At 55.8% G+C, this 8,485-nt stretch carries 10 protein-coding genes; 7 read left to right on the top strand and 3 right to left on the bottom strand.

Annotated features, from left to right (window positions below; genetic code table 11):
• Positions 1 to 502, bottom strand: a 502-nt coding sequence (gene fnr / locus ACW14G_RS10930) for a fumarate/nitrate reduction transcriptional regulator Fnr (protein ID WP_455648588.1), incomplete at its 3' end; no start/stop codon positions are given.
• Between the two features lie 195 nt (positions 503 to 697).
• On the bottom strand, positions 698 to 1,213 hold the full coding sequence (ogt, locus tag ACW14G_RS10925; protein WP_163449559.1) for a methylated-DNA--[protein]-cysteine S-methyltransferase: 516 nt from the start codon (positions 1,211 to 1,213) through the stop codon (positions 698 to 700).
• Positions 1,214 to 1,815: 602 nt separating this feature from the next.
• Here ogt and smrA point away from each other — a divergent pair.
• Positions 1,816 to 2,379, top strand: coding sequence for a DNA endonuclease SmrA (smrA, locus tag ACW14G_RS10920; RefSeq protein ID WP_167575905.1), 564 nt, complete (start codon positions 1,816 to 1,818; stop codon positions 2,377 to 2,379).
• Here the strand turns inward: smrA and ACW14G_RS10915 are convergent.
• Positions 2,376 to 3,182, bottom strand: coding sequence for an IclR family transcriptional regulator domain-containing protein (locus ACW14G_RS10915; protein ID WP_064545606.1), 807 nt, complete (start codon positions 3,180 to 3,182; stop codon positions 2,376 to 2,378). The genes smrA and ACW14G_RS10915 overlap by 4 nt on opposite strands.
• Positions 3,183 to 3,349: 167 nt before the next feature.
• Between ACW14G_RS10915 and ACW14G_RS10910 the strand changes: the two genes are divergently transcribed.
• Genes ACW14G_RS10910 through pcaC form a run of 6 tightly spaced genes read left to right on the top strand, consistent with a single transcriptional unit; the run spans position 3,350 to position 8,416 of the window.
• The gene (locus ACW14G_RS10910) at positions 3,350 to 4,039 is read left to right on the top strand and encodes a 3-oxoacid CoA-transferase subunit A (protein ID WP_249021854.1); all 690 of its coding nucleotides are present in this window, start codon (positions 3,350 to 3,352) and stop codon (positions 4,037 to 4,039) included.
• A gap of 10 nt (positions 4,040 to 4,049) precedes the next feature.
• Positions 4,050 to 4,706, top strand: coding sequence for a 3-oxoacid CoA-transferase subunit B (locus ACW14G_RS10905; RefSeq protein ID WP_249021853.1), 657 nt, complete (start codon positions 4,050 to 4,052; stop codon positions 4,704 to 4,706).
• Between the two features lie 9 nt (positions 4,707 to 4,715).
• Complete coding sequence (gene pcaF, locus ACW14G_RS10900; protein ID WP_163449555.1) at positions 4,716 to 5,918, top strand: 3-oxoadipyl-CoA thiolase; 1,203 nt, start codon at positions 4,716 to 4,718, stop codon at positions 5,916 to 5,918.
• A 9-nt stretch (positions 5,919 to 5,927) separates the two neighbouring features.
• On the top strand, positions 5,928 to 7,292 hold the full coding sequence (locus ACW14G_RS10895) for a 3-carboxy-cis,cis-muconate cycloisomerase (RefSeq protein WP_249021852.1): 1,365 nt from the start codon (positions 5,928 to 5,930) through the stop codon (positions 7,290 to 7,292).
• Positions 7,270 to 8,034 (top strand): 3-oxoadipate enol-lactonase, encoded by a 765-nt coding sequence (gene pcaD / locus ACW14G_RS10890; RefSeq protein ID WP_167575902.1) that lies wholly within the window; start codon positions 7,270 to 7,272, stop codon positions 8,032 to 8,034. Before ACW14G_RS10895 ends, pcaD begins: the two co-directional genes overlap by 23 nt.
• Complete coding sequence (gene pcaC / locus ACW14G_RS10885) at positions 8,024 to 8,416, top strand: 4-carboxymuconolactone decarboxylase (protein ID WP_223802568.1); 393 nt, start codon at positions 8,024 to 8,026, stop codon at positions 8,414 to 8,416. Before pcaD ends, pcaC begins: the two co-directional genes overlap by 11 nt.
• The last annotated feature ends 69 nt before the right edge of the window (positions 8,417 to 8,485 follow it).

Below are 8,485 nucleotides of genomic sequence, written 5' to 3'. Positions count from 1 at the left end.
CTTCCGCGTTTTTCTTCGACAGCAGCAGGATCATGTCCTGATCGCCTTTGATCTCTCCGCTCATCAGACGCATCATCTGCTGACGCAGGTTCGGCATTTTGCCTGAGAGGTCATCAAGGGTCTCAAACGGGATTTCGCACACCATGGAAGTTTCCAGCGCCTGAGCAAAGCTCGGGTGATGGCCGGTGCCGATGGCGTCGAAGCCAACTAAATCGCCTGCCAGATGGAAACCGGTGATCTGCTCATCGCCTTGCTCGGTAATGGTGTAGCTCTTGATGGTACCGGAACGGATGGCATACAGAGACTTCAGTTCATCTCCGGCTTTGAATAACGTTTGCCCTTTCTGAATAGGCTTTTTGCGCTCGATAATATTATCCAGCTGATCAAGCTCATGCTCATTAAGAGTGAACGGGATGCAAAGCTGGCTGATGCTGCAATCCTGGCAATGGATCGCGCAACCGCCAGACTGAATGCGTCGTATAATTCTCTTTTCCGGGATCATAGGTTTGCTCAAGCCTTAATTGATATTGGTCAATTTTAACATCTTTTTGGTGAGCAGGTAAGTCTCGGCGCGCGTATTCACCCAAGATTAAAATGGGATAGCAGAGAATGAGATATATCTCATTGATATATAATATAAATTTTCAGGCGCATTTATGGCTAAAGCGCCTGTTAAGCTCATAAAGGGCACAGAAAATCAAAGCAGCAGATAGCCTTCGTGTCGCAGAAGCCACTCTTTACGCTGTACGCCGCCAGCATAACCGGTCATGGTGCCGTTGCGTCCGATCACCCGATGGCAGGGCACGACGATACTCACCGGGTTAGATCCATTGGCGGCGCCTACGGCGCGAGCGGCTCCCGGACGGCCAAGCTGTTCGGCTAGCTGCCCGTAGTGCATCACCTGACCACAGGGGATGGTGCGCAGGGTTTGCCAGACTTCGCGCTGAAAGGGGGTTCCGGCAGTGGCGGTAGGCAGGGATTCGATCACCGCCAGGTCGCCATCAAAATAGTTCGCCAACTGCTGACTCAGCCCGCCGGGGTTGCGTGATGTGACGCGGGTATAGCCTTCAGTTCGGTAGTGAATATCCAGCAGTTGCACCATACGGTCGCTGTGTTCTTCCCATTCCACGGCGCGCAAATGAAAGTTCTCATCACACAGAATCCACAGCGGCCCGAGCGGTGTGGCAATTTTATCTTCAAGCAACGTCAGCATGCGCACTCTCTATATATGATATGTTTACGCAAATTATTCCTGCTTGACACCATAGCATGTGAATGGCCGCTGGCTCTATACCTCAGATGTATAACATCACAAAGGATATGGCTTATTTATCATCAACAATAAAGCGCAGTTATATCGAATAATAATACCTGGATGAAGAGTTGGTTAAAATATAACCCGATAAACGCTGGGGGGAAAGTGATCTAATTGAATATAACTCAATGAAAGTTAAGGTGAATAACGCGTAATAAAAATCGGGGTCTGTCGACATCGCCAGACCCCGCAGCAACCACACAGGTGTATCCGTACCGATTCCCACATTTTGCTCCGCACAGCGGGTAATACTATTTATAACGGGTCTGTGCTTATTTTCCAGATAATTCTTGGTGATTTATTTCACGTATTCTGAATAGGGATAGATAATTAATTAATGATTTATATCATTTAAGTTTTAGTTAAATCATAAGTGAAGAAAATTAATTATCGTGCTGTATATTTTGCATGCCAATCATTTTGACGCAAAGGGAAAAGCATTGAGCCTGCAAGGCCGCGCGGCTATAGTATCCGCCTGTGGTAATAAGGGGGGAATTCTCATGAATCTTGACGACAAATCGCTGTTTCTTGACGCCATGGAGGATGTCCAGCCGCTGAAGCGCCACAGCGACGTTCATTGGCAGCCAGTGCGCAACGCCCGAACCCGCCAGCAGGTGGATACACTGCAGCTCGATAATTTTCTGACCACCGGTTTTCTCGACATTGTCCCGCTCGCTACCCCGCTGGAGTTTAAGCGAGAAGGGCTACAGACAGGCGTTCTGGATAAACTGCGGCAGGGCAAATACAGCCAGCAGGCCAGCCTGGATCTACGTAAGCAGACCGTCGAACAATGCCGTCAGAGCCTGTTTGCCTTTCTCCTACAGGCTGAACAAGACAATTTACGCAATATCCTGATTATTCACGGTAAAGGTAAGGAAGAGGGCTCGCACGCAAACATTATTCGCAGCTATCTTGCTCGCTGGTTAACTGAATTCGACGACGTTCAGGCTTTCTGTAGCGCGCTACCGCATCATGGCGGTAGCGGCGCATGTTATGTGGCGCTGCGTAAATCGGCGGCGGCGAAACAGGAAAACTGGGAGCGCCACGCTAAACGAAGCCGCTAACGCAGCAAAAGCGTCAACTCTGATGCGGCTTTTTGCAGTTCGGGCAACACGCGATCCAGCAATTCAGCCGCGGATACCTGTCCGGCATGGACGCCGACGTTCAGCGCCGCCTCCACCTGGCCCTGCGAATTAAACAGCGGCACCGCCAGTGAACGCAGCCCCATCTCCAGTTCCTGATCGTTTAACGCATACCCCTGTTGACGGACCGCCTTCAGCTCGCTGCGCAGCTTACTGACGGACGAAATGGTCTGCGGGGTATAGCGGATCATGGTGATGCGGGCCAACATATCGTTGAGTTTTTCTTCTGGCTGGTAGCTCAACAGCACGCGCCCCATTGAAGTTGACCATGCCGGCAGACGGCTGCCGATATCCAGGTCTATGGTCATAATGCGCGAGCTGGACGCTCGGGCGATGTAGAGAATATCGTCGCCGTCGAGGGTGGCGATTGAGCAAGACTCATTAAGCATATCGCTTAAATGTTTCAGCACCGGCTGCGCGGAACGAGCCAGGGGGGTAGAGGCCAGCCATGCGTGCCCGAGCGATAAAATGCGCGGGCGCAGTTGAAAATTCTTGCCATCCTCGGCGTAGACAAACCCCAATTTACCCAGGGTATACAGGCAGCGACGTACTGCCGCTCGGGGGATCCCCGTCTTCTGGCTGATTTGCGAAATCGACAGCAGCCGCCGCTGCGGAGTGAAGGCCTGAATCACCTCCAGCCCACGCGCCAGCGAGGCCATAAAGTTAGGGTCACCTTTAAACGGGTCGCTATCGCCCGTCAAAATATCGTCTGGATGCTTCTCCATTTTTCTCTCCGATTATGCCGCCGATCACATTCTCAGCCTAAACATACACGATGTTCGATTATCGCACCATATTTCGATTATCGCCCTTGACCGGCATCGTTAAGCGGGTCACATTTTGTGCGAACAACGAATATTAGTGCGATAACCGCACAACGAGGAGCAACCTGATGATTGATAAAAGTGTGCCGACGCTGGCGGATGCCGTCGCGGGTATTCACGATGGGGCGACCATTATGATCGGCGGCTTTGGGCCGGCCGGGCAGCCAACGCTGCTGATTGATGCGTTGATTGAACAGGGCGCACGCGACCTGACCATTATCAATAACAACGCCGGAAACGGTGAAATCGGCCTCGCGGCGCTGTTGAAGGCCGGGCGGGTACGTAAAATGATCTGCTCATTCCCACGCCAGGTCGACTCACAGATTTTCGACGACCTGTATCGCCGCGGCAAAGTGGAGCTGGAACTGGTTCCGCAAGGGAACCTGGCCGCCCGCATTCAGGCCGCTGGCGCAGGCCTTGGCGCTATTTTCACCCCGACGGGCTACGGTACACCGTTAGCGGAAGGCAAAGAAACCCGTGAAATCTATGGCCGTCACTATGTGCTGGAGTACCCGATTAGCGCCGACTTTGCGCTGATTAAAGCTCATCAGGCTGACCGTTGGGGCAATCTGGTTTATCGCAAAGCGGCACGTAACTTTGGGCCTATTATGGCCACGGCGGCGAAAACCACCATTGTGGAAGTCACCAGCATGGTGGCGCTGGGCGATCTCGACCCGGAAAACGTCGTCACGCCGGGCATTTTTGTGCAGCGCGTGTTCGCGCAAGAATCTTTCACCGCTCAGGCGCAGCGAGCTTAAGGAGCCGACAATGCAAAAACTCTCTCGTGACGATATGGCAAAACGCGTGGCGCAGGACATTCCGGAAGGCGCCTACGTGAACCTGGGCATTGGCCTGCCGACCCGCATTGCCAACTATCTGCCGTCTGATAAAGAAGTCTTTTTACACAGCGAAAACGGCCTGCTGGGCATGGGGCCAAAACCGGCGCCCGGTGAAGAAGATCCCGAACTGATTAACGCCGGCAAAGAGTACGTGACTCTGCTGCAGGGCGGCTGTTATTTCCACCATGGCGACTCCTTCGCCATGATGCGCGGCGGCCATCTGGATATTTGCGTGCTGGGAGCCTACCAGGTTTCTGCCGCCGGCGATCTCGCCAACTGGAGCACCGGCGCGCCGGACGCGATTCCTGCCGTTGGCGGGGCGATGGATCTGGCCGTTGGCGCACGTCAGGTGTTTGTGATGATGGACCACCTGACCCGTGACGGTGAATGTAAGTTAGTGGAACACTGCACCTATCCGCTGACCGGCGTCGGTTGCGTCAGCCGCATTTATACCGATCTCGCCGTCATTGATATCACCCCCAATGGCCCGGTGGTGCGGGAAATCTTCAACGGTATCTCTTTCGATGAATTACAGCGTATTACCCCTGTTACCCTGATTTACGACGCGGTCGCGGAAAGCGCCTAAGGAATGATGATGAATCAAGCATTTATCTGCGACGCGGTACGCACACCGTTTGGTCGTTTTGGTGGTACTCTGGCTGGCGTACGCGCCGACGATTTGGCCGCTCTGCCGCTGAAAGCGTTGCTGGAGCGTCATCGCGGGCTTGACCCGGCGCGTATTGACGATGTGATTTATGGCTGCGCGAATCAGGCTGGGGAAGATAACCGTAACGTCGCGCGTATGGCGCTGCTGTTGGCCGGGCTGCCGGAAACAGTACCTGGCAGCACCATCAACCGCCTTTGCGGCTCCAGCCTGGACGCCATAGGCGTGGCGGCGCGGGCGATTAAAAGCGGTGAAACCCAGTTGATGATTGCGGGGGGCGTAGAGAGCATGTCGCGCGCGCCGTTCGTGATGGGCAAAGCGGAAAGCGCGTTCAGCCGCGCCATGAAGATGGAAGATACCACCATCGGTTGGCGGTTTATCAACGCGCAAATGAAAGCGCTGTACGGCGTGGATTCGATGCCTGAGACGGCAGAAAACGTGGCGACCGATTTTACCATTTCTCGTGCCGACCAGGATGCTTTCGCGCTACGTAGCCAGCAGCGTACCGCACAGGCGCAGGCCAATGGCGTGTTTAATGACGAGCTGATCCCGGTGTGGATCCCGCAGCGCAAAGGCGAACCGCTGTGTTTTGCCCAGGATGAACATCCGCGCAGCACCTCGCTTGAGGCGCTGGCGAAGCTGAAAGGCGTGGTGCGTCCCGATGCGACCGTCACCGCGGGTAACGCGTCCGGGGTAAACGATGGCGCCTGTGCGCTGCTGTTAGCCAGCGAGCAGGCGATGGCGCAGAATGATTTACAGCCGCTGGCTCGCGTCGTCGGCGTGGCAACTGCCGGTGTTGCGCCACGTATTATGGGATTCGGGCCAGCGCCAGCGGTACGGAAAGTCCTGGCTCAAACGGGTCTGACGCTGGCGCAGATGGACGTTATCGAGTTGAATGAAGCTTTCGCCGCCCAGGCGCTGGCCGTGCTGCGCGATTTAGGTCTGCCGGATGATGCCGCGCACGTGAACCCGAACGGCGGGGCGATTGCGCTGGGGCATCCGCTGGGCGCTTCCGGTGGACGGCTGGCGATGACCGCGGCCTACCAGCTGCGTCGTACCGGCGGGCGGTATGCGCTATGCACGATGTGTATCGGCGTCGGCCAGGGGATCGCGCTGATTATTGAACGCGTATAAGGAGCTGGAATGAGTTTGTTGACCCCGCTATTGCGTACCCAGGCGCTGACGGAATTTTTCAGCGCCGAGCAAACGGTGCAGGGGATGCTGGATTTTGAGGCGGCGCTCGCGAACGCACAGGCGCAGTGTCAGGTGATTCCCGACGCTGCGGTTGCGCCGATCGCCGCAGCCTGTCAGGCGCAGTCGCTGGATTTACCCGCACTGGCGAGCGCGGCGGCCAACGCCGGCAATCTGGCGATACCGCTGGTTAAGCAGCTGACGCAGCGCGTGAAAGCGCACGATCCTGAAGCCGCGCGCTACGTCCACTGGGGAGCAACCAGCCAGGACGCCATTGATACCGGGCTGATTTTACAGCTGCGCAAGGCGCTCGATGAAACACAAGTCCGTCTTCGCCGCCTTATGCAAGTGCTGGCCGAACAAATTACCCGGCATCAACACACGCTGATGCCGGGCCGCACCTGGATGCAGCACGCGCTCCCTATCACCTTTGGTCTGAAGCTGGCCGGTACGCTTGACGCGCTGCTGCGCTGGCAATTGCGGCTGGATGAACTGCGCCCGCGCGTACTGACTCTGCAGTTTGGCGGCGCGGCGGGGACGTTGGCCTCGCTGAAAGACAAAGGGCCAGAGGTCGCGAAGCGGCTGGCCGACACGCTCAACCTTTCGCTGCCCGATACCCCCTGGCACAGCCAGCGCGATCGTATTGTTGAAGTGGCGAGTTGGTTTGCGGGGCTTAGCGGCACATTGGGCAAATTTGCCAATGATTTTTCGTTGTTGATGCAAACCGAAGTCGCCGAAGTAAGCGAACCGATTGCCGAAGGTCGTGGCGGGTCGTCTGCGATGCCGCATAAGCGCAATCCGGTAAGCTGCGCGGCGATTCTTGCCGCCGTACAGCGTATACCCGGGTTGATGGCGACGCTCTACGGCGCACAAATTCAACAGCATGAGCGTGCGCTGGGCGGCTGGCAGGCCGAGTGGGAAACATTGCCAGAGTTAGTGATGTTGACAGGCGGCGTACTGGAAAACAGTGAATATCTGCTGCGCGGTATGCAGGTTAATGCGGCGAAGATGCGCGCCGACCTGGATATCACTCACGGTCTGATTATGGCCGAATCCGTTACTCAGGCGCTGGCGGCCTTTATTGGCAAAGCCGACGCCCATCATCAGGTAGAAAAAATCTGTCATCGGGCGATAGCGCTGGATTGCCCGTTACAACCACTGCTGGAGAACGATCCGCTGGTCAGCCAGCATCTTTCTTCAGCGCAACTCTCGCAACTGCTGGACCCAGCGACCGCACTCGGCAGTACCGACCACTTTGTGCGCCAGGTTGTGGCGCGCTATCAGGAGCAGGGAAATGAACATCCATTATCGCCTTGAAGGACCAGAAACGGCACCGGTGTTGGTGCTCTCTAACTCGCTGGGTACGACTCACGCTATGTGGGATGCGCAGATGCCCGCATTGACCGAGCATTTTCGCGTGTTGCGCTACGACACGCACGGTCATGGACAAACGCAAAAACGCGGAAAGGTGACGTTGTCACAATTGGGTGAAGACGTCATTACGCTACTCGATCACCTGAATATCCCACAGGCCTTTTTCTGCGGCATTTCAATGGGCGGCCTGACCGGCCTCTGGCTGGCTCGTTTCGCGCCGGAACGCTTTACTGCCGTTGCGGTGGCGAATACGGCGGCGAAGATTGGCGAGCAGGCCAACTGGCTGTCGCGGGCGCGCACTGTGCGTACCGAAGGCATGGGCGTGGTGGCGGCAGGGTCGGCGGATCGTTGGTTTACACCGCATTTCCGTCAACATCAACCGGCGGTGGTTGAACAGCTTTGTCACCAGCTCGCCACCTCCGAGGCGGAAGGTTACGCCGAATGCTGCGAAGCGCTGGCGGCGGCTGATTTACGAGGCGAAGTTGCGGCTATCACTGTGCCGATGCTGATTATTGCCGGTGAGTTCGACCCGGTGACCACCGTAGCCGATGCCGATTATTTACATCAACAAATTGACGGTTCTTTCCAGGTGGATTTGGCGGCATCGCATTTGTCGAACGTCGAAGCCAGCGAAGAGTTTACCGCCGCGTTGATCGCATTTTTACGGAGGAATGATGGAAGATAATCAACGTTATCAGCAGGGTATGGTGGTGCGCCGTAAGGTGCTGGGTGATGCCCACGTTGACCGGACGCTGCAAAAATTAACGCCGCTGAACGAAGAGTTTCAGGATTTCATCACCCGCTACGCCTGGGGGGAAACCTGGACCCGTCCAGGTCTGGACCACCACACCCGCAGTATGATCACCATCGCCATGCTGATTGCGCTCAATCGCGAAGCCGAACTGAAAATGCATCTGCGCGCGGCCTTCAACAACGGCGTAACCCGCGATGAGCTGAAAGAGCTGATCATGCATTCGGCGCTGTATTGCGGTCTGCCGGCGGCAAATGCCACGATGCATCTGGCACAGCAGGTCTTTGATGAAATGGATGCGGTACAGTCGCAATAAAAATCAACACTTGTTGAAATTTATAATTTTGTTGAATGTGTAAAAGGGCAGTGCTATCGTTATGGCTCC

The sequence above is a fragment of the Kluyvera sp. genome (genome assembly GCF_965301105.1).
Note: the sequence above shows the minus strand (reverse complement) of the source record. Positions and strands in the feature narration are given on the sequence as shown.